Raw genomic sequence first — 22,011 nt, 5'->3', positions numbered from 1 at the left:
TGGTATTTCGGGAATCCGGGTTTTTCGACAACTGGTTGAAGCGGATGATGATTATGCCGGCAGATAGCCAGTTGCCTTCAGGAATGCGCGAAGCGCATCGGGAAAGCGCCTGAGGTGCTCCCTTGGGCAGCGGCCGTTCGGCCAGGCTGACACCGGTACATCGCAATGCTGCCAAAGATCGCGATTGCGTTCGTAGTGTTTCAGCATTGCCGCCCAAGCCGCCTTGAAGTGACCTGCTCTCGCAGCATCGGCCACATAGGCAGCACAGGCGCCGTTGCGCTCGGGGTCCTTAGACATGCAGAGCGGTGCCAGCCGTCTCATATCCGCGGCAAACACGTGACGCAGTGCCGGATCGCGGCTTTCGTCGACGAGCTTACCGTCTTTAACCGCGAACAGCTTCGGAGGACGAGGAGTGCAAGCATTACAGCCAAAGCGGGAGTCGAAAGCGCCATCCTCCAATTTAAGATCGAGGACACCGTCTCCGGATAGATCTGTTGGCGTGTCCGCTAGTGCACCTTGTAGATGAGCTCCGTCGCGACGGTCGAATTCTATCGCTCGATAACCTTGTTCGCCCGGAACCAAGATCTGAGCCGTCATGTCACCACCTGAGCCGCCATATTGGCTTTCGACGATGAGACCCGGGCGGGGGTCGCTTCGCTGAAAACGAACGACCGCTACGCGCGCGTACGCGCTTTGCCGATCGGTGCTGACCGAAAAATTTGGTACGCCTGGCGCGGTCACAATCACTGCGGCCTGATTGTTGTATCCCTCATAGGCGCAGGTGCTGTCGCCAACGGGTTGGGAGGGACATGGCAGCGCCTCGACGCGCACGCTTACGCCTCCCGAGCTGAAGTCCAGCGGTGCTTTCTTGTAAGAGGACCAAGTCTGGAACCGGCCCTCGGGCACCTCGACTGGTGCCGCGCCCAGCAGCAGAAAAGCCATTGCCACTTTGCAAACGCGCATGATCGCCTGCCCTCTCGAGACGTGGCTCGGCGAGCATAGTGAGGCAGCAAACCTGCGACTGCAATCAGGTTTAGAACGGTTCGTCGACGTCGAGATTTAAGCGAATCCGACGGCTGCCTCTCTCCCGCAAAGGGGGAGCGAGACGGCCGGGACCGTCCCAATTGGGATGCTGTTTTGGGACGGCAGCTCTCGCCCACTTGTGGTCGTTCCGGTAAAAAACTTGCAGTCTCGAAAGCGGACACCCGTTCATCACGAGGATGCGAAGCCGGCCATTCCTGATGCAAGAATCAAAAGGTGTGCATCACGGCAGAGGTGCAAAGCAGTGAGTCGGCTATCGACCCATTGCAGGTACCCGAAGCTGTGTGCTGAATGCTAGGATGGCCAATTATCTTAAACGATTGGGAACCCGGTTCGCACTGCTGGCGGCAGTACCCGCGATCGTGGGGTTTGTGTCGTCATGGTCGGCAGGGTTGGGGTTTCTGCTTTTCATTCTTGCGATCCCGGCAGCAGCCCTGATCCTACTCACCTACGCTTTGGTTTCTTTTGTCAGAGGCGTTCAACTTGGGCGGCAAGTCGATCCCCCAAGGAGAAAGGTTTTAGTTGTTGCCGCTGCACCTGTTGGTCTCGTGTGCACATTAGCCCTAGCTTGGCCATCACTTGCGGCTGGTAGCTTCAGCGGAAGTCTTTCGCGGCTGCTCGTGAATAAGAGCCAATATGAAGCCATTATCAGAAAAGCTCAGTCTCACCCAAGGCCCGACTGGTTCGCAGAAGACGAGGGTGTCACTTACTCAGTTGATGTGGGACCTCCCGTTCGGGTTGCGTTCAATCCAGCAGGTATGCTCGATAATTGGTCTGGCATCATATACGATCCTACCGGTGATGTGACGCTTGCCAGAGGCTTCGATCCGAAGTCTGGTCGATTCCTCGCTCCTGACCGCATTACCAAATTGTTCAACGGAGATCTGGTAAGCTGTCGGCACCTTTGGGGTAGTTATTACGACTGCTCATTCACGTAAAGCCGGACAGTCCCGAAATAGCATCCCAATCGGGACGGCAACTCGCGCCCAATTGCGGGCGTTCGTAATCGAGAGCATGATTGGATCATGCCAGAGAAGCCGCCTCAAACTCCGCAGCAGAAAAAAGCGCTGAGCCTCGCTCGCGATTGCCGCAATACCTACGGCAACAATCAAAAAGCCGCTCGAAAGGCAATCCCGTTGCGGAAAGCGCTGGAGAGCCGGAAGGTTCGCCACAAGAACAATCAGGCAATTTCGCGCGCGGATCGCTTGGACGAAGCTGCCCTCGATTTGGCGGAAAGCTCTGCTCGGCATGACGTGCATCGGCTGGGCGGTTGGAAAAAAGGCGCTGACGAACCTCTTGGCCTAATCATCGGCCGGGCTTTGACGGCTCGTGAGGAGCGCGTCGGTCGCAAGGTGAGGTCCCGCTTTGCTTACGGGAAGGCCGGCTAATTATCCAAACCAGGACAGTTCCAAATCACCATCCCATTCGGGACTGCTGGCGAGGCCAGAAGCCGAGTAGCGGACATCGGCGGGGCGCCTTAGGGTTTACCGGCCTAAGGGCTAGATGATCGGCTGGTTTAGAAAACGGAGGGAGCATCTACAGCCCGAAGCACTGTGGGTCGTATCGGTTGAGCCCTACCACGTTCAAGTCACCGACGACGCGGGCCGTACAACCACATTGGCCAAGTCCGACATGATTGGAGTGGCAATCGAGACCAACGACACAGGTCCATGGAGTGCTGACGTGTGGTGGCTCCTGTTCGGATGTGAGGGACAGCTCGCGTGTGCGTTTCCGCAAGGAGCGACCGGGGAGAGCGGCGCGCTCGATTACTTCTCGCGGCTTCCCGATTTCGATCACGGGCAGATGGTGAAAGCGATGGGCTCGACCGCGAACGCCGTGTTTCCGGTTTGGACCAAAGCCCGCTGACGCCCCATTCGCGGCTATTCAGCCGAGCCGAGTTCGCGCTTCGGTTGCGACGCTCTCATCTGCGTCGGAAGCCAAACGCTCACGCACAGCAGTGGGTGTTTTCGCGTTCGATGCGATGCGCTGCCGCACGGTTGGCGACGGATCGCGAGACAGCTGGCTAAATAAGTCAGCCGTCAGCTTACCCTTCTGGGCCACGGCGATCCGTACATCCTCGTCCTGATCGGCAGCTAAAAGGTTGAGGACGGACATGGGTACCGTCTTATTGTGAGCGACCCAGCGGCGCATCTCTGGATACGCTTGGACTACCTCCAACCAAACGCTTTCTGGTGCCTCATCCATCGCTGCTCGACGATACTCGTCAGGCTCGTCGCTCGTCCTGAGCCGGACAAATTCGTCAGCCGATCCGATCATGACCGACTTCTAACAGCAGAGATGCTGAATGTCCGCCAGCAGCCAACCCCCGGACAGTCCCAAAATAGCATCCCAATTGGGACGGTGGCTATCGCCAATAGCAGACGACGTTGGGCGCATAAGCGGTCGCTAGAACCGGTGCTTGCCGACGCCCCTTCCTGCCGCAGCTATGGCCCAGAAGAGCGCGCCGCCAGCTGCTCCCGCCAACCCAATCCCGCCGACAAACTGGGCGTTCATGAGCCAGCCGTAAGCCGTGAAAGATCCATTGATGATAGTGGCGTGGTCACCGATGCTTGCTTGATCGGGAGCGCTCACCAACGTGAGGAAGAGCCATGGAAGCGCTGCGACGATCGGCGCTGCGAGCGCGCAACTAATCAAACGCGGCTCGAAGTGTCGGCGGAGCATGAAGTAAGCTGGAACACCGAGCACCAGTGCTGGGGGATATGCGCCCACCAGCCCGTAAACCAGCGTTGATCGCCAGACCCGTTCCGTCATCGTGGGGAGGCCAGCATAAAGCGGCATGGCGAGCGCGACCGAGAGCGCTGCGAGGGCCGGGATGAAAAGGAAGGCCACAGCAACTCGCCAGCGCGGCGGATAGGTTCGCTCGGGGAGGCTCCTATACATGGCGACACGCTAGCCTTAGGAACATGACTGTCCAAGTGGCGCTCTTACAAAGCGGCCGGACCGCCAACCATCCAACTGCGACAGTCCCGGAATATCATCCCAATCGGGACGGCAGATCTCGCCCAAAGTCCGTCGTTTCAGACCGACCTTTTCGGTCCTGAAATCCGCCATTGGTGATGCAGAAATCAAAAAGTTTTGCATCAGCCATGCTTGGCAAGCTGTCGGTCGGCATCGCCCGTTGCGGACCTTGGGTATTCCGGTCCAAATTGACGGCATGAGCTTCTTATTATTCGGTATGGCAGCGCTGATGTCGATACAAAGCACAGGACCGGCGGATAAGAATGCGCCAGTCTCAACAATTGCTGTTGCTGCGCAAATAGAAGCGACACCAAGCGCCGCCAAGCTGCTCCTAATTCGACGTTTCCTCCGAGCGATCGGGCGGCAAGATCAACTTGATACAGGCAGCTTTCTTGAGCGCTACGCTATGCTAGGGGGAGCGATGTGGCAGGTGCAATCTGGATCGCAGCTTACCGAAACCCTGAAAGAGGGTTTTGAGAAGCGTATGAGTGCCCTCAAGACAGCCTACGCAAAGCATCGTTTGGAATATCAGCAGGCCTATGAGAGCCACGTCAATTGGGAGTTCACCGAGAACGAGCTTGCTGATATTGTAACCTTCTTAGAGAGCCCGGTAGGTAAGCACTATCTTGATGGGCGCTGGCGTATGGAGGCTTACGTCGGGACTAATACTGAGGACCTTGAAGAGCAGATTGTCATAGAAGCACAGGCCAGCCTTACCAAATAGCTGGCACCTGCTATCATTCCATATGCGACATTATGCAAAACTCGAAGGTTTTGCATCGACCAAAGAACGCCAGAGAACCGCGCCGTCCGCCGATGCGAAACTCTGATGCGTCCCACGCGGTACCCAGTGGCGGCTTTCCGATGGCGAGGTCCCGAAAGCGGCCGGACCGCTCTCCCCCCAAACCCGGACAGTCCCAAAATACCATCCCAATCGAGACAGCTTTGGCGTCTCGCTCACCCTTCCTTTTCGGGAAACCCGCAACGAGCCGCTTTCAGCATGATTGCCGTTCCGCCGTCGCCCACTTGCGGACGTTCGCTGCTCGATTATCGTCGAAGCCGAGGGAGACATCCTGCGAATGATCCGCTGCCTAACGTCGTACTTAGCTATAGCCTTAATGCCGCTACCTACGACCAGTTGTGGTGGAGGAGGTAGCAGCACTCAATTGCCAGACAGCGCGCCATTTCGCTACTTCGACGAGACACTGTATTTTCAGGAGGGCACCGTCGACGCCCGTATCGAACAAAGCGCTTCGCGCGCCGACCTCTCTTTTAGAAAAGGCGAAAGCTCTACCGGATGGACTAACGCGTATGCTCGATTATTGCTCGATGCTCCTCAGGCGGGTAGTAAGGTGAGCTATTTCATCGATCTCGGGCGCCATACCACTGGTAAGAGTTTATATGGTAGCTATTGGATTGGGTTTTCTAGTTATCCCCGTGACTCTCGTCGTATCGCAATCGGCAACCGGTATGTAATGTACTGTTCGCCGCCTTCGATGCGCTCTCATGGCTGCGCAGTCTTGCTGCGAAGCCTGCCACTTGCGGCTTTGCAGTTCACCGAGACGCCAACCACCTCCGCGGAAGCGCTCGCAATAGTCATGAAGGCGGAAGGTTTTCTAACGCGGGCAAAAGACGGTCGGAAGCGGACCGTCGGCTAATCATCTACAACAAGACCTTCGCGGAGTGCCACTCGTTCCTATTTCGGCGCGCAGAACGAGTTTTGGTAAGCCGCGCTCGTTCTCACTGGCCGATTCCAATCGGGACGGCTTATTGGGCACGTCGCCTTCAATCCTCATCGCTGATCCAGAATCGACCCGTCAGCCGAGGACTTGCTGGGCCGCCTTGATCCTGCATAATTGATCGATGAAGGCCGCTCACTTCGCGTTGCTGACCTTGGGAATGGTTGTCGCTTTCGTGCTCGGCGTCCAGACCGCTAGACCAGATCCCCTATCGGAACCCACATCGCAGGAGATTGCTGAGGCTCAACAGATCGGTGACAGGCTTCTTCCGCGAATGTGGTCGGGCATGTTCCAGAATCAGGCATGGCTCAAGGCACTGAGGCGGCGTGGCTACATATACTGTTACCAGAACCGGACCATCAGCCCAGATTGCGCGCGAGCGCAGGACGAGGCCATCCAGAATGTCTTCTTTGCTCTGACAATCTCGAAAGCGCAGCAGAGTATGGCCAACCAAAGTGAGCTATCACCTCGGGAGTTCGAGGTTGCACGAAACCCGGAGCTGCGGTCCACCGTCATTCGATACTGCTCTCGCCTATATGCAGATCACGGCCAACAAGATGTCCGGGTTCTCGCGGCTTGCCTCGGCAACCTATCAGACTTCTCTCCGCTGGTTGCCGTCCCGGTTCCCTAAGGGAGTGCGAACCCGCTTGGCGGAAATGGCGCCGGGCTCAAGTTCACCAATCCCAAAACACCATCTCAATTGGGATGGCAGCTCTCGCCTACTAGTAGACGTATGAGATTGGGCTAAGCTGTTGCTCAGCCGGCTCCAGAGTTTCGAGGACTAAAGGTGAAGGTGCCACGGTGGTATGTCTGGGAGCTCGCGATCTGGCTCGTGACAGGTCTCCCATTCCAGTGGTTCTTTACCGCCTTTAACGGGCTGTCCTTCTTTTCACTGCTCGATGCGCCGGGACCGAACGGGCCATCGGTACCGCTCTGGCTGTTCGCGGTGGCCTTCTTGTATCACCCGGTCCTGTTAGCTCCGGCGGCAATTTGGTCCGCCCTTTCGCCACACAAACCGCTCGACAGGGTCCGGCGCCGCCCCGAAGGCGACTAGAGAGACAAGATCCGGACAGTCCCGAAATAGCATGCTGTTTTGGGACGGTCCGGGTTAGGGTGACAGCTGACATGCGGGGTCAACCGCTTCCTGGATTGATTGCGCCTCTCCACCCGCCGGGCAGAAGCCGCAGCCGACTTCCGTGCCGCGCGAGCCACGCCTTGAGACACGCTTGGGCAGATGGTTCAGGCTGTTCCTGAAGGAACAGTCGCGCCTCTCCTAGCTGCTCGCTGGGGTACATGGAGATGCGTAGTTCTGTGATGCGGCAGGCCTTTGCGGCGTGCAAAACTTTCACAATGCTCGCGAAAGGTCCGGCGGCTATTGGGGCTTGGGGGGCGCTGGCCTGCGCGACCAGAGCGAGCATAAGAAGGACCCTCATGTTGTGACGGCTCCAAGGCAAAGATCGACTTTGCCCTAAAGGTCACCGCCGCAGCAATTGTGTGACAGGCAGCGGCGCGACCAGGTGGCGCCCAAATACCGGAAATGGGTGGCAAGCGGTCCGGCTCCCGAGACGAAAAAAAGTGGAAGCGGGCGTTACCCGCCCAGCATTTCTACACGTTCGTCCTCTGTGCAGAGCGCTATGGCAGCCAGCGTATGCTGTCCTTTGGCATGGGCGATGACGGCCAGAGTACCCCTGACAAGAAGCTCATCCTGTGCTTGTCCGAGGTCTCGTAACGCCATCGGGAGTATAGCAGTCCAGGCGCGTTCGTAATCCTGTTCGAGTTCGGAAGGGATCGGCGGGCTCCCCTTTGCCAGGCGCCCATCCTCGATCGACGCCACCAATGCGTAGGCGTTCCAGTCGGGCGCGTCTTGGTCCTTCATCAATCGCACTATCTCGCCAACCGCTGCATACGAGGCGGAGTTGACGGTGCCCTGATGGTAAAGCTGTTCCCAGAGTTCGAATGAAGCCTCTGCGGCCCTTCCGGTGCGCCAAGCCTCTACCGCGGGCCGGGGGTCGTAGGGTTCGCCGTACGCGCTTAGCCAAGAATGGTCGGCCACATATTACTCCGCCTACGAGCGTCCAGTTGTAACGCCAAAGCGGAAGCCGCGGAAAGACTGAGACTGGGGCGTTAGCTGCCGTCCCAATTGGGATGCTATTTTGGGACTGCCCGGGTGTGGGTAGAAAGCGGTCATAGAGCAGCTAAGGTGCCACCATGGCGCAAGCTCTCCTGATCCTGCTCATGGTGTCACAGGGCACTGCCGTGGATGTTTGGACGGGTGGCGATGATGAGCTGACCCAGCGCTTTGCGCATGCGCTTCGAGCCGCCACTCACCACATCCCGCCCAGCGACAATGACCGCCAGATACGAGCCCTGGTCGAGCAGATCGAGCCGTTGCGAAGTCGTAGGCTCCGTGTCGTGGTAAGCTTCGAACGCAATGGTAGACACATCGGAACTAGCCGGTGCACCGCGCGAGAGGACGATCTTAGCCTCTGCGTGGCTCGTGCTTCTGCTGCCGCCAAGCGGCTACTTGTGAAGATCCGATAATGGGCGCTTCTGGCTCACCCGCTTGGGAAAGTCGGTCGCCCGCCTCTTGCATGATTGACCGGTGGGAGCCGGTCACACTGCGGACACACGGGAGTTATTGCCCCAAGCGTGTTGCCCGGACCTTGCTATATGCGGGTGTAAGCTTGTCGTGGGTCTGGTTCCAAGTCTGGAAACCGTGCAACGCCTCAAATGCATCTTGGAAGAGAAGTGGCGTGCGGCTGAATTGATAGTCGAGTAGCTCGATTTCCGCTTGGCTAGCTTCGCCGACGAATGCTCCAGTCACGTCTGTTACATAAATTCTTCCATCCTGCTCTACCTTGAAGTTCGGGAACGGAATGCTTGGCAGCGGCAGGCTGCGTGCGATCACATTCCAATGACCGTGGTAGAAGAGGGAGTCCAACGTCCAGCCTGCGAGAGCAACGTCATCACGAACCACCCAGTTAGGGTCTGGGCGGCCGGCATGAACAGAACCAAATATGGCGATATATGGGGCACCACCATTCTTCAGGATCCCACGCTTAACTATGATGCCATACCCGAGGCGTCCGTCAGGCACGACTAATTCGAAGAGGTCGCCTTCATTGAGTGAAATGCGCTTACGGCGCGTCTTTTCGTCCGACATGGTAAGCACGTACTTAGTTCGAGAATGTTCAAACTCCAATCAGGCCAGGCATTCTCAGGTAAGGATAGCCTTCGGCCGCGCGAGCGGCTGACTTTGGAAGAAATGCGGAATGGCAGATTTGGGTGCGAATGGGAGGAATGCGGTCCGGCCGCTTTCGGGCCGTGACCTGCGGGAAGCAGACAGTCGCTGGCCTCGAGTTACCCGGACGGGCAACGGCTTGCTGGAACCAACGTGATGTTCCGGTACGAGAGAGCACGCTGGACGTCGCCGTCGTCGGTATTGATCGTTGCCGCTCCTTTGAAAGTAGCAGGAACCCCGTTGCCAGGAGAGCCAGTGTCCGCGCGCTGCACCGGAGCAGTTAGCGTGACGAGTACAAACGTACGAAGCTTTCTGGGACTGCCGTGGTTGAACCAAGTGGCTCCTTGGCTCCCGCTCCCCTCGAGAACACCGTCCGGGGTGGCGCCGCTTCCCGCTTTGATCCACCAGCCGCTCGGAATACGGCAGATCGACCGAAATCTGACGCCCCAGGTCTGGACCGCGAAAGCGCTGACGCTTTCCGTGTTCCTGAGGGGTATCGTTCCGATCGACAGCAGGTAGGTCCGAGGGTGATCGACGGGTGCTGCACCGATTGTCAGCAATGCCACAGGGAGCAGAGACCTCATTCGCTCAACCTGAAGGAGTGACCACTATCGAGCAACCTTATCTGCCGTTCTTAGGGCAGAGTCTGGGCGGATGCGGAAGGGCCGCTTTGGAGGCGGCAGGCTACGAACCGTCCCAATTGGGATGAAGGCGCTGGAACGGTCAGGCCCGATGGCACTTGCTGAATCCAGCAAAGCGAAAGGTCTGCTTAAGCGCTGAGTGAGTAAGGCCGAGCGAGCTGAGTAACTCGCGGAACTCACTCGACGGAGTTGTAGTGCGTTGTCCTTCCTGATCCGATCTTTCTGGTACAAGGTCGCGCTCTGGTCACTTCTGTGGCTGGTCTTGATCGGCGGTGTTGGAGCGCTCTTCAACCTGAGCGACATCAGAGATGATCACCGGCGCGCTGACCTTGCGAAACATGGCGAGCGCACAACTGGCATCCTTTCCAGCAAGGACAAATCTACTGGAACGAGGAGCGGACGCCGCTGCGGGGGCAAAGGCTGGCATGCCGTTGTCCAGTTTGCCCCTGCCAACGAGAAAACTCGGCGTATCTGCGTAAGTGATGATCTGCCGGCCGAGTACACGAGGTGGATCTCCTCCCGTCCGATGCCCGACGCACGGATCGGCATCGTCTACGATCCTAAGAATCCATCGCTCTTCTTCGTCACTTCGCCATCTGGTGGTGTGCCCCGGCAAAACCTGGACGGGATCTGGGCTAGCTGGCTCACGCAGACCATGATCCTGTTCGCGATATACAGCCTAGGAACCGCGTTCTTTCTCTGGAGGGGCAGGAAGATGATCGATGGTGCGTCGAACGGCCGGTAACCGCTCAGTACGAGGTGAAGCGAAGTTTGGGTTGGAAGCCTAGTAGCCTCCGAAGACGCGCTAGCGGAAAGCCGCGCGTCCTCGAAAGGGCAGGGCGATGGAGACGGACGGAGCCGTCCCGCAAGGGATCGAGTTTCGGGACTCGGTACCTCATCGCGATCGGCAGGATAGCGACAGGCAGACGTTGAGCCTCTATGCGCGTTGGCGTCTAGCTGGATCCACATCGAGCGGCAGTTTGCGAACGAGCGATCCCAGGACGCCGCCCAACAAAAGTACGGCCACTATCCAAAGGAGAGGCGCGCTTTCGCCGCCTTTCAACAAGGTGTGTGCTCCAACAGCCGCAAGGTAACCAAGGTCGCTGTATAGAAGGAAACGCACAAACATGTGGAGGCGAGGCGGCAACCGGTTCAGCATGATCAACTCCCGTAGGGAGAACGTCATAGTTTTGTTCGAGGTCCGCAGGCGCCAGATTGGCCGCCCCGCTTCTTGATCGTACGAGACGCTCACCCACCGTCCCATTTGGGATCGAGTTTTGGAATCCCAAGCTGGTAAGGATCAGCCTGCGTTCTTAGCGCTGCACATCGCTGCCCGAGGAAAAACTAGGAGCTCGCTACCTTTCGATCGCTGTCACCCTCAAGGTAGTTGAATGCCTTGTCCAGCCAGTCACTTGAGAACTCCCGCTCAACATTTGCAAACCGATCGAAGATGTCGTTGAGATATTCAGGCGTAATATCGCCAGTAAGCTTACCGTCCTGCCGGTCGCTACCGATTGCTCCTGAGAGATCGACTAATCGGTCGGTGAGGGGCGAGTCAGGTGGGGGAGGGTTGCCATCGTCGTCGAGGATCATTGTCGCACCATTCAGGACGACCAGATTCCATCCTGTCATTGCCTTGAAGGTTTCCACGTCACTTTGCTTGTACGCATCTGTGAGCGAGGCTGGGCCGACTTGACCGGACGTGGCCTTTTCAACCTTGCCTGACGCATATTCTGCTTGCGACTTCTTAACTGCTTGATTGATCCAGTCTCGGGCAGATGGAGCCTTAGTCAGTCCATTCATATCCACCGCAGGACCGGCAGTGATGTCGAGTAGCGCGGTGAAGCTGCTCGGAGCTAACAGCCCTCCACCCCCACTTGCCTTGGCGGTTTCGGCTGAGGTGACTTTCGTGGAGGACGGCGAAGAGACACCCTCCGATCGCGGAGCCTCCCGGGCAACATTCAGCTTCGCAGAACTAATCGCGGCCGGAGTATGCTTAGCAACTGAGCCTATCGTCATTGCGTCCCTCGCCTCAATCGCCAGCGGCGATCACGCTGGATCGCCGGCTGAGCCAAGAGATCAGCAGGTCGCAGCCGCGCCTTCTACCCATTATAGGGTAATTAATGGCGTTCCGGATTTGGTGACCTGCTGCTGTTCGCTCGATCCGCTGCGATGCCGACTTACGGACAATCACTAGCCCTGCCCGTGCCATCCCGTTTGGGACGACGCCGAACCGGGCAGTCGCTGCCCGAGCCACGCGAAAACCCGTGATGCTTCGGGAACATCGACATGGGGTGCTAAGTGGATCGTCTCCGCGCCATAGTCGAAGCGTACCGCACCCCATTGCTGCTTAATGAAAGGCATATACTGGGCTCCGTCGATCCCGTCTCCGGTCCATTGACGTGCATCTATCCGTAGTTGCGCGACCAGGCCGGTCCGGTATCGCCATGTGCGGGAAAACGGGCCAGCACGCCTGACAATCACCAACTCTCCTTGACGCACTGTTACGATGTCTACGCCTATGAGTTGGCCGGCCAGCGAAACCGATGTCCCAACTAACACTAGCACCCAGATAGCCAGCCAGATTACTGTCGCAGGGTCATCGATATGGGCCATCGCTGCTCTACCGCCCGCCCAAGCCCAGAGGAGTAACCAAGCTCCTAGGAAGGCCGATCCAAACCACGTCCGTCGAGCAGGCAGCCGGAGCTGCTCGACGCCTGCTTCCCGATCAATGCGATACTTTGGCCTGCCTGTCTCTACCACGCCCATGCTGATCCAGTACGGTAAGTGTCTGCCTAAGCTGCAGCAGTTAAGGTGACGTGAGCGGGGGGTGACCGTTTCCTGCCGTCCCACAAAGGAAGGGCCAGAGAGACGGCCGAGGCCGTCCCGTTTGGGATGGTATTTTGGGACTGTCCGGGTTTGGGTGGATTGCCGACTGACTGCTCTAGGGCGATACTGCGAAATCGGACAGTCTAGCGCTCCAAGCGGAGGTGAAATGGTTTCGAGGCGGAGCGTCACCCGTGCGTTTCTCTGGCTTGCTGTTCTAGTTGGGGGACCACTGCTCGGCGCCAAGCTGTTCGATCTCATAGTTCTCGCTGGAGCCTGGAGTGCTCGACCGCCAGCCTCCCTTGCCATGATGCCCTACGGGAAGGCCTGGCCTGTCGACACGGGCTTGTTCTTCATTCCGTTTTCGGCCGCGATGCTGGTCGCGGGCTTTGGAGCGCTTATAGCCGGATGGCGAACACCGTGGCGCTATCGCTGGCTTCTCTGCTTGCCCTCGATCGGTATTTTGCTCTTGCTGGTTTTAACTGTGGTCGCGTTCTGGCCCATGAACGCCGCGCTCTATTATCACGGCACTGGCTCGCCCAAAGACACGATCACGGACGCGCAGTCGATCGCCATGGCCCAACGCTGGGTTACACTTGATTGGGTTCGGGTCGTGGGCGCGAGCGCAGCCTTCGTCGCCCCTCTTCGGGCTCTTACTGCTCCATGGCCTCAGGATACCGCTCCAGTCGATCCGCCCATCGTGCGGGTCATGCTGGCGCTAGTTCTCGCTGGCGTGGCCGCTTTTATCGTCTGGTTCGTCACGAACCTGTAGCGGCAATCAGGCGCTTTCGGCCATGCTAGTTGTCCCGATTGGGATCGAGTTTTGGGACGACCGGTACGCGATCCCGAATTTCGAGGTTGGGTGGAGACAGGACGTTCCGCCTAGACATATGCGCCTTACGCCGCCGCTGTCGGCGAAAGCTGCCGTTAGCAATCGCCGACTAGAATGCCTCATCGAGGGGATGATTGATGATCATGCTTGTGGGGCTCGCTCTCTTTTTACAGGCGCAGAGCTTAATGCCCCCAGCGCAGCGGCTAAGTGAGCGCCTCTTCTATGCGGGCTTGTATCAGCAGGGTGCTATCTCATGTGATCGCAGGATCGCAAAACGGCAGCAACGGGAGTTCGATCGCCGCTTTGGCACCCGTATCGCGGCATTGAAGCGGAAAGACACGGCCAAATGGGGCGCAGACCCCGGATTTGACGCAATTGCATTGGGCCAATGCTCACGACCCACTGAAAGCGTGAGCGCGAAGTTTGAGACCGCCCTCCAGAAATTTGCCCTCGATCTCTCTGCCATTGAGCGCGAGTACCCCTGACCAGAGTTCACTCAGGGCGAGAGCTACTGTCCCGCAAAGGAGCGGCGAGATGTTATAAGCTGTCTCGATTGGGATGCTATCTTGGGACTGTCGGCGCAGAGGGCGCGAACGTCGCAAAATGGGGGAAGCGGACGTTGCTCATCCGTCGAGAAGACGGCGCAGCTCCACGCTGACGAGGCCTGACACCGAACGAGCAGCAAGGGCCGCCCGCAGGTCCCGAAGCGATTGTAGTCGGTCTGCCGCGTCGAACAGCGCATCTGGATCAGCCGCGCCAAGGTCCTCGGCTCGGGTGCGGAACATCATCTTGCTTTCTGCGAGGCTCTTCGGCTCCCCGAGCGCTAGCGGCCACATTCCGAAGTTGAGGTAGGTTTGGCTGCTCGACCAAGCCGACCCTTGCAGGTTTACAAGCTGCACGAAGTCGTCGGTGCGGCGCATCCAGTATGTCTTGCCCTTACGTTGAAAGCCACGCCGTAATGCGGTTTCGTCGATGGCTTGGGCGTCGAACATTTTGCGATGCTACAAGTCCGCCCAATGTCTGCAAGTGGGCGCTTCCGGCCGCGCTAACAGTCCCGATTGGGATCGGCCAGTGGGAACGGCAGCGGCTTCCCAATACTCTTGACAATATACGGGGCTCGATATCGAGCTTCAGCCATGCTCAGTATCCTGTTGCTGCTGCCCCAAGTCGCCAAGCCAGTCTCGTCGCCTCCTAACGACGTCGTTGTTGTGGGGCACCGCGCGGAGGATGATTTGGCCAAATGTCTGGCCCGCGCCTGCTCGCCCGCCGAGGAGGTGGAGGCGTCGCTTCAGGCATCGGTCGAGCAGTTCGCGGACGGCCGCTATAACGATGCTCAGCGGACACTTCAGAGAGCGATCAGGCGGAACCGCGATCACCAAGCGGAACTGCCCGGCCCGGTATCCAGCCTGTACGCGACGCTGGCAACGATCGCGGAGCATCAGGGCGACGAGGAACTCTGGCTTTCATCAGCACGTAGCAATGTTCGGGTGCTGAGACGCCACCTTGGCGCGGGTAGTGATGCGACTCTTGAGCAGCGGCTGGCCTTTGCCGACACGCTGATCGGGCTGGGAAAGCGGGCAGCCGCAGATGACGTGTGCAAGGATGTGCAGAGAAGCGCGGGTGAGCGCGGCCGAACCGGCCTTGCATCTAGCGCGGCGTTCCGACGCGCTTGGCTGGCGCTGCTCGGCCAGCAGGATCGGAAGGCTTCGCGTCTTGCCGACGAGGCGGTCCTTATCGCTGGCAGCGCCGATCGGACCATGGCTGACTTGCGGGAAATTGTGCGTGCGCGGATCGCTATTCGTCATGGCGACGCCGGTGCGCTTGACGCGCTCGCGGCGCGGTTGCGCCAGTCGACGTCCAAGCCGCCCGTCCTGCTGTTCGCGCCGCCAATCGACGACCCGAACTCGAAGTTGCTTTTCGCGGACGACCCTCGAGTTCGATTTGCCGATGTGGGTTACTGGGTCCAACCAAACGGGAGGACCGCGGGGGTCGAGGTGCTCCGTACATCCGGCCTAGGCCAATGGTCGCGCACCATCCTGAAACAGGTAAGCCAACGGCGGTATGTCCCGCTTGATGCTTCCCCTGGCCAGCCGGGCATGTACCGGATCGATCGGTTCACGGTGCGTGGCTCGTTCGGTACGCCGACCGGTAGTCACGTTTCTCAGCGCACCGGCGAGCCATCGATCCATATCGTCGATCTGACCGAGACTGACGCGATGAGCGTGGCTCGTCGCCAGCACTCGGAAGAAGGACCCCGGTGAGCCGAAAGCTACCGTTCCACAAAGAAACGGCGATCGGGACCGGCGATGCTGTCTCGATTGGGATCGGGCTACAGGAATACTCAAGACGGCAGTCAGCGAGCCCCTACCGGACCAAACTCCTGTTCAAGTCTTCGTAGCGTCGTTCCGAAACGATCCAAGGCAATAGCATGGTCACGGTCTTGGCTTCGCCCGGACATCCGCGGTATTGTACAGCTTGATGTGACGATGAAGTCAGAATCAGGACCCACCGTTGCGTCATGAAATCCGAGTAGTCTGCGTACTCGCTCGCCGTAACGCTCGTTGAATTGCGCTGTATAGCGCGCGCTTCGGTCACGATCGCAAAGACGACTGCCTTTCGCCGCCAGACTAGCATGATACAGCGTTTCGGACAGGTTCACCCGCTTTTGGACCATAGGGGCGGCTGTCGCTTGGGCCAGCATCAAAGCTGCAAACACTAACATCTGAGCGCCTCCCCCATACGGTGGCGGCATCCTAGCCACTACGAAGAGCAATTCTACGGCGCTCGATGCCCGCGCCCTCATTCCCAAAAACGAAGGTCGAGCGAGACTGCCGGCTAGCCAAGGCAGGGCCTCTCAGCCTCCAGCGGGGGCGTTTCCCAAAATCTGTTCCCGATTGCTTCTTCCCACAACTGGCGGTGAGAGATGGAATTACGGGACAGCCAACGTGTTTCGAAATTCCAGATTTCTGCAACAGCGAGGGAGCGGAAGCCCACGGGATTGTCAAAGCTCGCTGGCCGCCTTGGAGGACGAACCTGACCTCGACCATTCTGACCCTATCAGCAGCTTAGCAAGCATCGGGAGGTTACAGCTCTCTCGATATTAGCGTGATGGAAATCATAAGGTGCGAGAACCACACGAGAATCGTTGAGCAAATTTCGGTGAGGACCCGCCATGACGAACCCTTCCATGACGCGGGAGGTGCCACCGTTCGGAGATGCAAGCGCGTCCATGGACCTGGGCGCGAGGCTTGAGATGTTCGGCTTTGGCGCTGACGAGATCGCCCTTTCGGCAAAGATCTGGGAAATCCTGCAACCCGAGGCACAGCACATTGCGGAGGCGCACTGGCAGCAATGGTTACGCACCATCGGCGAGCAAGAGCATTTCCTAGGTCTTGATCGCCAGCGCCTCGTGCAACTCGGGACCGACCACCTTTGTAATCGCTACACGCGCGTAGGTGGCACGGAGTGGGTGCAATTCGCAGAGCGCACCGTAGCCGCTGCCATCGCAAATGGCATACCACTCACTGTACTGCTTTCCATGACATGCGTCTGGGCGTCGGACACGCTTGAGATCCTCGGTCGATGCTACGAGTGCTCGAAAGAGGAGCGACACAGGCTCAATGACGTGTTTGTCCGGCTTCGCTCACTCGAGTGCGATGTCTATGCCAGCCTGTACGCCTGGTACGTGGACTTCGGGGCTCGCCGCGAGCGTGACCGCCTCAGTGAGGAGTTTCAGGACGGCATCGGGGCGACGGTCGCGGCCGCGTCTCGCGGCGGGAACGCCCTGAGCAGCAATGCAGCAGGAGCGTCCTCCTCTACGCGCGGCATGCTCGTGAAGGCTAATGACGTCGCGGTAGCAGCCGAGCAGTCCGCCATCGCGATGCGAGACGCAGCTTCGACTGCCGGGGGGACTGATTCAGGCGATCGAGAAAGCACGAACAGAGGTGGAGGCGTCGGCGGAGATTGCCGCGCGAGCCAGAAATGAAGCAGTGCAGGCAGAGGACGTGGTGACGGCGCTCTCTGCCCACGCGAAATCGATCGAGAGCATCCTGGGTCTCATCCGCGACGTTGCCGGTCAGACAAACCTGCTCGCGCTGAACGCAACGATCGAGGCCGCTCGCGCCGGCGACGCTGGCCGCGGTTTCGCAGTGGTGGCCCAGGAGGTCAAAAGTCTCGCAAGCCAGACGGCACGCGCGACTGACAGCATTGCCGCAACGATTTCCACGATACAGGCCGCAACCCGCGATGCCGTTCAAAAGAATGCATCAATCAAAGCGATCGTCGCCGAGGTTCAGGCCTCTTCGGAGCGGATCCGGGCGGCCATGGAGGTTCAGGCGCAGACCGTCACTGCTATCACTGCCGCAGTAGACGAAACCGCGCTCTCAGCCGACAGCATGGCCAACAACATCGCTTGTATCCGGGAAGACACCAAGGCTGTGGCGGCAGAGATCGATACGCTTGGCCATGGGTTCTCCGCTGTGAACGACCTGCTCGTCGGCCTGGAGGCCCGCGCAGTTGCTTACGCAACGAAGGTAGCTGCGTGATCCCGCCGCCTCCATGCCATCCCGCCATACGAAGCGCTTCTAAGCAGCTCGGTTGAATGTCTAATCGGCGATGCAGCCATGCCAGCGAGAGTGCCACGGTATCATGTCGCGAATGCCTTAAAGTTGCGAACGCCTCGAAAGTCGCCCTTTTAGCACAGACACGGCCATAGTCAGCGCTAGCCGACGGTCCTGTCTGGCAATGTGCGGAGCGATTGGCCCGCAACGAGTATGTGCCAGTGCTGCGCCAGCGGTCTGACATGTTTTCGAACAAGGCCACTCAATCCTGGTCGATACCGAACGACTGGAGCCAGTCGGAGAGTAGCCACGCTCGCTCAGGACGGTCCGGGCTTTTAGCTAGCCTTGAGCTGCCGAGTGAAGGACTGTGCGTCCAAAGCTAAGGCCTTTAGCATGCGATCTAGACTTGCGCTTGCCAGACGTAGCCGCTGAACCGCAGCCATATTGCCTTCGGCGGAAGTCTTGATGCTGCTGCTGGCCTCGGTGAGCGTTCGAGTACGCTCGTGCGCATCGCTCATCAGAGCGTCGAGACGATCCGTTCCCTTGGTCTGATCTCGTGACATCTTGGCTACACGGCCGCATGCATCATCCATGCTGGCTATGAGCGTATTCAGATTATCCGTGCTATGCACGACACGGCCGATCTGCTGCTGCACTGCTTCGATTTGGTGGCGCACGTCATTGGTCGAGGCGCCGGTTCGAGTGGCCAGCGACTTGACCTCAGCGGCCACGACCGCAAAGCCGCTTCCGTTCTGGCCGGCGCGCGCTGCCTCGATCGTGGCATTAAGCGCCAACAGATTGGTTTGTTGTGCCACTGCTGCGATCACACCAACGATCTGCTCGATCTCGGCTGCTCGCATCTGCGATAGGGTCACAGCTTCTCGCGCGATGCGGGCGTGGTCGTTGATCGCCCGTGCCGCTGCGCTGGTTCCGGCGACCTCGTGGTCGATCTGGGTGAACGCACCTGCGAAGGAGCGGGCAGCTATGCTTGCCTCCCGCATCTCGCGGGCAAGGGATCCGGCAACCGTGTCGAGTGCGGCGGCTAGCCTGCGGCTGCCCTCAGCCGTCGCGTCCAAAGCCACAGCATTGCCTTCCAGCTCGGCCATAGCCTGCTGTGCTTCGCGGATGACCGCTGCAAGCTTGGCGTCGAAAGACTGCGCCAGGGTGCTCAGCGTATCGCGGCGCTGTCGATCGGCATTTTGCCGGACATGTTCAACCTCCGTGGTACTTCGCTCCTGCTCCAGCTGTGCTTCGTGCTGAAGGTCCTTGGCGCGCTTATCCAGCGCCTGCGCTTCGTGTCTCTTTGCCTCAAACGCCTCAAGCGCGGCGACTACCCCTCCTAGTTCGTCACCGCGGCGCAGCGCGACAAGGTTGATGCTATCGCCCCGCATGACTCCGGCAGTCGCGTCCGCAATTTGCGTGACCGAGCGCACCGTCGTCCGGCCTACGGCATAGGCCAAAAACAGCCCGACCAGGGTTGCGGCCACGACCGCAAGTGCCAGAACAACCATGAACAGGTGAGTTCTGAACATCGTGCTGGCCGCGCTCGCATTGGCGTGCGCAATGCCTCGCTGGGCGACTTGCCTGATGCGGGCCTGAACCTGGCTGGCGTTAGCCCGGAACGGGGCCACCATGCTGGCACTGCTAGCGAAGTCGAGTTCCAGCATCGAGGTGACCACTTCGACGGCAGAAGCATAGCGCTCAACATCGACAATGGTCCTCGCCAGTGCTGGGCGCGATTGGTCGTCGGCGCGATCGCGCAGGGCCATCAACTCGCCTCGGACCGCCTGTAGTTCTCCTTTGATGAGTGCGGATCGTGCAGGCACGTCGGTTGCTGGAGAGACCGCCTTGGTGACGAGAAGCCGGTATAAGTCGGTTTCCGCCCGCTCGAAGCGTGATGCCGCTGCGTTTAGCTGCGCAACGTCGCGCATGTCGCGTTTGACGACGCGATCAATGCTGCTCGCCGTTGCTAACAGCCCCACCATGCTGAGCGCGGCCAAGATTGCGAAGAGCGCCAGCATCAACGCTGGAGCGGCCGCAACTTTGACCACAATCGGCCGATCCGCCAGCCGAACCCGGCGTTCGAGCGCGTCGGAAAGTCGGTTCAGCATATCACAGGGAGACCCGCAGCCCCCCTCTTACGCGACGATCGGCCGGAATCGGGGAAACGGCAGCGCCCCCTGCGAGGGTGAGGTTTTCGCCCGCGGCGAACAGCTCCAAGCCAGGGTGTACCTTAAAGCCCGCGCGTGCGTCCAGCGCTACCGCCTCGTTCACAGGGGTCAGCAAAAGCTGAGGGGCGGTAGTAAAAGCAAACTGCCGGGTGGACGATGTATACCGACCGATTGCCGTCGCATACCAGCGCCCCGCATCATAGCCGAGTTCCAGGTTTGCCTTGTGACGTGGTGTGGTGGATTTGGGAGAGAGCGCAAACGGAGCTGGCGCAGTAATTGGTGGTAAGGTTTGATCAGTATGGGTGTATCTGTAGTTCGCCCGCCAGGACAGCGGGCCGTAGCGCCCCGACACAGCAGCTTCGGCGCCGTAGGTCGTGTAGCTACCGACCGCTCTGATACGAGACACCAGGAGCGGCGCCGGGGTCAGCACCAGGTCCAGCTGCAACCCATCGCCGGGCGTGGCGATGGCGTCCTCGGTTCGAGTCCAGAACGCGGTCGTTTCGAGGCGAACCTCGCCAATGGCTCGGTTGTACCCGACCTCGGCACTCCACACGGGAACTGGACGTGTTTCAGGCCGGCCGGCGATAAACACTGGTACGGGCGAGGGAGTCTGGATCGGAATGCGTAGGCCGAAGTCTGCCAAAGGCGGCAGCTGATACCCGCGCCCACCGTTCAGCCGGAGCTGTCCCGTTTCGCCCATCCGGATCACCGTGGCGGCGTTGAAGCTGAACCGGGTGAGGTCGCGATCGAAGGCAGATGGGGCATCGAACGCTGGCTGGACAATCACGCCAGATTGGCTGAGCGACAATCGGTCAAGCCGACCGGCCAGTGTCACTGTTATCGCCTCGGCGGGGTGCAGGTCAGCCATCAGGTTAGCCGATCCTACATCATAGGACACCGTTTGCGAGAATTGGGCCGGCGAACGCAGGCGGTTGTTGCGGTATTCTGCGCCCACTCGGAGGGTGTTGTTGCCGTCCAAGCGGATGAGCGCGGAGCCCTGGGCGACAATGATCCGGTTCGCGAACTTTGTGGCAGCGGTGTTGTCGACGTCACGGGTAGGAGCAGCCTCGCTCAGGCCATAGTCAGCGCGGAGCCAATTAGCGTAGGCTCCAAAGCTCAGCCCGCCCCAATCGGTATCGTGCTTCAGGCCGGCTGAGGCGTGACCAATGCGATAGTGCTGGTTCGAGATATATTGGCTCGGGAGATATTCCGCTTGCCGGTTCTCCGCATAACCGCCGTCCAGCGTCACTTCGGTTTGATCGAAGCGGCCCGTTACCGAGCCTGCCACATGATCCGACTGGACGTCAGGCACCATCTCGGGCGCAAGCAAGGGCGCACGGATCGCGCGTTCGTCCTCACGCAGGCGGCCGGCCGACAGTTTGACACCGATTTGCTCGCTGATGGGCAGCTGCAAGGCTCCAGCAACGCGGCTATAATCATGTCCGCCAAGCTCTGCGCTGGCAGTCAGAGAAGCCTTGTCTGATGACCGGCGGGTGATGATGTTGACGACGCCGCTTGCAGCGTTGAAGCCGAAGAGCGCGCTTGCGGGTCCGCGTATCAGCTCGATCTGCTGGATGTCCTCCAAGGCAACGCCCAGGAGGTTCCAGTTGGTCATGCCGTAATGGTCCAGGTAGACCTGCCGGCCGTCCACCAGCACGAGCAGCCGGGCGTTATAGGTTTGAACCCCGCCCCGAACCGCCACGTCGCTCTGCCCAGCGGTCCACCGGTTCACATCAATACCGGAATAGGTTTGCAGCAGCCCTGGGATGTCACGCGCGGGAGATCGGGCAATCTGCTCACGGGTGATGATCACAGCGCTGGCCGGGAGTTCCGACGCGCGCTGGGGCTTGCCGATGACGCTGGTCGTGACGGGCTCACCCATCAGCTCGGCCAAAGCCGAGTAGTCTACGGTCTGGGCCGCGGCCATCGAAGGTGTTGTTGCGCTAGCAAGAAGCAGGGCAACAATAAGGGATCGGCGCACG

At 59.4% G+C, this 22,011-nt stretch carries 22 protein-coding genes; 11 read left to right on the top strand and 11 right to left on the bottom strand.

The features are described 5' to 3' along the window. Positions 1-51 precede the first annotated feature (51 nt). Positions 52-942 carry a hypothetical protein gene (locus tag FHS94_RS04870; protein ID WP_184055213.1) on the bottom strand — a complete coding sequence of 297 codons (891 nt, stop codon included), beginning with the start codon at positions 940-942 and terminating at the stop codon, positions 52-54. Positions 943-1,340: 398 nt separating this feature from the next. Between FHS94_RS04870 and FHS94_RS04865 the strand changes: the two genes are divergently transcribed. The 3 genes from FHS94_RS04865 to FHS94_RS04855 all read left to right on the top strand — a co-directional run bounded on the left by FHS94_RS04865 (position 1,341) and on the right by FHS94_RS04855 (position 2,907). Continuing rightward, positions 1,341-1,979: a hypothetical protein gene (locus FHS94_RS04865; RefSeq protein ID WP_184055211.1), complete on the top strand. Its 639-nt coding sequence runs from the start codon at positions 1,341-1,343 to the stop codon at positions 1,977-1,979. Positions 1,980-2,066: 87 nt separating this feature from the next. After that, positions 2,067-2,429: a hypothetical protein gene (locus FHS94_RS04860; RefSeq protein ID WP_184055209.1), complete on the top strand. Its 363-nt coding sequence runs from the start codon at positions 2,067-2,069 to the stop codon at positions 2,427-2,429. Positions 2,430-2,544: 115 nt separating this feature from the next. Further along, positions 2,545-2,907 (top strand): hypothetical protein, encoded by a 363-nt coding sequence (locus FHS94_RS04855; RefSeq protein ID WP_184055207.1) that lies wholly within the window; start codon positions 2,545-2,547, stop codon positions 2,905-2,907. Between the two features lie 18 nt (positions 2,908-2,925). On the opposite strand, the gene FHS94_RS19110 is transcribed toward FHS94_RS04855, so the two are convergent. Beyond that, on the bottom strand, positions 2,926-3,156 hold the full coding sequence (locus FHS94_RS19110; RefSeq protein WP_221234542.1) for a hypothetical protein: 231 nt from the start codon (positions 3,154-3,156) through the stop codon (positions 2,926-2,928). A gap of 291 nt (positions 3,157-3,447) precedes the next feature. After that, the gene (locus FHS94_RS04845; protein ID WP_343055165.1) at positions 3,448-3,891 is read right to left on the bottom strand and encodes a hypothetical protein; all 444 of its coding nucleotides are present in this window, start codon (positions 3,889-3,891) and stop codon (positions 3,448-3,450) included. Positions 3,892-4,216: 325 nt separating this feature from the next. On the opposite strand from FHS94_RS04845, the gene FHS94_RS04840 reads away from it, so the two are divergent. Both FHS94_RS04840 and FHS94_RS19105 read left to right on the top strand, forming a co-directional pair. Continuing rightward, positions 4,217-4,744, top strand: coding sequence for a DUF2059 domain-containing protein (locus tag FHS94_RS04840; RefSeq protein WP_221234541.1), 528 nt, complete (start codon positions 4,217-4,219; stop codon positions 4,742-4,744). A 1,802-nt stretch (positions 4,745-6,546) separates the two neighbouring features. Further along, positions 6,547-6,813, top strand: a complete 267-nt coding sequence (locus FHS94_RS19105) for a hypothetical protein (protein WP_221234540.1) — start codon at positions 6,547-6,549, stop codon at positions 6,811-6,813. A 534-nt stretch (positions 6,814-7,347) separates the two neighbouring features. Here the strand turns inward: FHS94_RS19105 and FHS94_RS04835 are convergent. From FHS94_RS04835 to FHS94_RS04825, 3 genes are all read right to left on the bottom strand, one after another. Continuing rightward, positions 7,348-7,812 (bottom strand): hypothetical protein, encoded by a 465-nt coding sequence (locus FHS94_RS04835; protein ID WP_184055199.1) that lies wholly within the window; start codon positions 7,810-7,812, stop codon positions 7,348-7,350. A 188-nt stretch (positions 7,813-8,000) separates the two neighbouring features. After that, complete coding sequence (locus FHS94_RS04830; RefSeq protein ID WP_184055197.1) at positions 8,001-8,201, bottom strand: hypothetical protein; 201 nt, start codon at positions 8,199-8,201, stop codon at positions 8,001-8,003. A 193-nt stretch (positions 8,202-8,394) separates the two neighbouring features. After that, positions 8,395-8,922 (bottom strand): Imm26 family immunity protein, encoded by a 528-nt coding sequence (locus FHS94_RS04825; RefSeq protein WP_184055195.1) that lies wholly within the window; start codon positions 8,920-8,922, stop codon positions 8,395-8,397. Between the two features lie 918 nt (positions 8,923-9,840). Between FHS94_RS04825 and FHS94_RS04820 the strand changes: the two genes are divergently transcribed. Further along, on the top strand, positions 9,841-10,386 hold the full coding sequence (locus tag FHS94_RS04820) for a hypothetical protein (protein ID WP_184055193.1): 546 nt from the start codon (positions 9,841-9,843) through the stop codon (positions 10,384-10,386). 599 nt (positions 10,387-10,985) lie between these two features. Here FHS94_RS04820 and FHS94_RS04815 read toward each other — a convergent pair. Continuing rightward, positions 10,986-11,444, bottom strand: a complete 459-nt coding sequence (locus tag FHS94_RS04815) for a hypothetical protein (RefSeq protein WP_184055192.1) — start codon at positions 11,442-11,444, stop codon at positions 10,986-10,988. A 390-nt stretch (positions 11,445-11,834) separates the two neighbouring features. Next, complete coding sequence (locus tag FHS94_RS04810; protein WP_184055190.1) at positions 11,835-12,005, bottom strand: hypothetical protein; 171 nt, start codon at positions 12,003-12,005, stop codon at positions 11,835-11,837. Between the two features lie 772 nt (positions 12,006-12,777). On the opposite strand from FHS94_RS04810, the gene FHS94_RS04805 reads away from it, so the two are divergent. Together FHS94_RS04805 and FHS94_RS04800 are read left to right on the top strand one after the other, a co-directional pair. Beyond that, positions 12,778-13,239 (top strand): anthrone oxygenase family protein, encoded by a 462-nt coding sequence (locus FHS94_RS04805; protein WP_246348349.1) that lies wholly within the window; start codon positions 12,778-12,780, stop codon positions 13,237-13,239. Positions 13,240-13,436: 197 nt separating this feature from the next. Next, positions 13,437-13,784 (top strand): hypothetical protein, encoded by a 348-nt coding sequence (locus FHS94_RS04800; RefSeq protein ID WP_184055186.1) that lies wholly within the window; start codon positions 13,437-13,439, stop codon positions 13,782-13,784. A gap of 138 nt (positions 13,785-13,922) precedes the next feature. Here the strand turns inward: FHS94_RS04800 and FHS94_RS04795 are convergent, their stop codons facing one another. After that, entirely contained in the window at positions 13,923-14,291 is a 369-nt protein-coding gene (locus FHS94_RS04795) for a DUF4304 domain-containing protein (protein WP_184055184.1), read from the bottom strand. Positions 14,292-14,435: 144 nt separating this feature from the next. Here FHS94_RS04795 and FHS94_RS04790 point away from each other — a divergent pair, with 144 nt between their 5' ends. From FHS94_RS04790 to FHS94_RS04780, 3 genes are all read left to right on the top strand, one after another. Beyond that, entirely contained in the window at positions 14,436-15,560 is a 1,125-nt protein-coding gene (locus FHS94_RS04790) for a hypothetical protein (protein ID WP_184055182.1), read from the top strand. Between the two features lie 911 nt (positions 15,561-16,471). Next, entirely contained in the window at positions 16,472-17,284 is an 813-nt protein-coding gene (locus tag FHS94_RS04785; protein WP_221234539.1) for a hypothetical protein, read from the top strand. Between the two features lie 4 nt (positions 17,285-17,288). Then, positions 17,289-17,843 (top strand): methyl-accepting chemotaxis protein, encoded by a 555-nt coding sequence (locus FHS94_RS04780; RefSeq protein WP_343055164.1) that lies wholly within the window; start codon positions 17,289-17,291, stop codon positions 17,841-17,843. A 350-nt stretch (positions 17,844-18,193) separates the two neighbouring features. Here the strand turns inward: FHS94_RS04780 and FHS94_RS04775 are convergent, their stop codons facing one another. After that, entirely contained in the window at positions 18,194-19,879 is a 1,686-nt protein-coding gene (locus FHS94_RS04775) for a methyl-accepting chemotaxis protein (protein ID WP_184055178.1), read from the bottom strand. 91 nt (positions 19,880-19,970) lie between these two features. Beyond that, complete coding sequence (locus tag FHS94_RS04770; RefSeq protein ID WP_221234538.1) at positions 19,971-21,956, bottom strand: TonB-dependent receptor plug domain-containing protein; 1,986 nt, start codon at positions 21,954-21,956, stop codon at positions 19,971-19,973. Positions 21,957-22,011: the final 55 nt, after the last annotated feature.

Origin of the sequence: Sphingomonas aerophila (assembly GCF_014199305.1) — a bacterium.
GTDB classification, from domain to species: Bacteria; Pseudomonadota; Alphaproteobacteria; order Sphingomonadales; family Sphingomonadaceae; genus Sphingomonas; species Sphingomonas aerophila.
This window is presented reverse-complemented; position numbering and strand designations above follow the sequence as displayed.